This is a genomic window from Kitasatospora sp. NPDC091257 (genome assembly GCF_044757675.1).
Taxonomy (GTDB): Bacteria; Actinomycetota; Actinomycetes; order Streptomycetales; family Streptomycetaceae; genus Kitasatospora; species Kitasatospora lactacystinica.
In genome coordinates, this window is record NZ_JBIVVI010001827.1 from 1 (window position 1) to 1147 (window position 1147).

At 68.8% G+C, this 1147-nt stretch carries 1 protein-coding gene; it reads right to left on the bottom strand.

Annotated features, from left to right (window positions below):
- The coding region (locus ACIQOV_RS42310; RefSeq protein ID WP_401056581.1) for a M14 family metallopeptidase at positions 1-1096 on the bottom strand (1096 nt) is incomplete at its 3' end.
- Positions 1097-1147 lie beyond the last annotated feature (51 nt).

The window sequence follows — 1147 nt, forward strand, 5'->3', positions numbered from 1 at the left end:
GCCAGCAACCTCGCCGCCTACAACCCCGAGCACCCACCAACCTGGTGGGGCCGCTTCTTCGACTACCTGTGAGTCCGCCCCGAGCAGCTCTACACCGCGGGTGGAACTCGGTGCCCCACTCGACGGTGAAGCCGAGCACCTTGCCCTGGTCCGGGTCGGCGAAGTTGCGGGAGTAGACGTAGTCGTCGCTGGTCCCGCTGGTCGGGTACAGGTGGAAGCCGCTCATCGGCTTGTACGACAGGCCGCGCACGCCGTTGACGCCCTTGCAGAACGCCTCGGCGAGCAGCACGGCGGTGTCCTCGTCGTCCTTGGGGATGTACTCGGCGTACGTGAGGTCGCCGGGCAGGCCGCGCTTGCCGTCGTAGTCGGAGTTGCGGAAGTTCATGTCGGGGTCGACCGACTGGTTCTCGTCGTCGCCCCAGTTGTAGAGCATGTCCTGCGAGTAGCTGTGCACGTCGACGAACCACCGGGTCAGCGGGAGCTGGTCCAGCAGCCACTGGACGTTGCGGGTCTCCGGCTCGGAGAACGGGCTCGGGCCGGCGTAGACCTGCTGGTCGCACGGGTCGTTCGACACCTGGGGGTTGGCACCCGGGGCGAAGGCGGTGACGAAGTCGAAGAGGAAGTCGTAGTTGCGGTTGAGGTCGACGCCGACGCAGTCCGGGGCCGGGTTGCCGCCGGCGTTCGCCGGGTTGCGGTTCTTGCGCCACATGGGCCTGACGGTCTGGCTGTAGTGCCGGCCGTCGGGGTTGACCAGCGGGTAGAGCACCAGGTCGAGCCGCTGGAGCAGGCCGCTGACCTGACCGGCGGTGAAGGCGGTGCCGCCGTAGCCGAGGCCGGTGCCGTCCCGGTGGGCTTCCAGCAGGTCGGCGGCGAGGTGGACGAGGATCTCGCAGCTGCCCCATTCACGGGCGTGGACACCCCCGATCATCATGACGCACGGCTTGGGGGCCGCCGCGGGTTCGCCGATCAGCAGGGCGTGGGCGGTGCGGCCCTCGAACGAGGGCTCGGGCAGGGTGACGAGTTGGGTCAGGTCGGGGAAGGCGGTGGCCAGGCTGGTCACGGCGGACTCGACCTCGGTGACGTTCAGGTACGGCATGGGGCCACCGAGAAGCTGTACGGCGAACTGCTCGACAAGCCGGGCAACCTG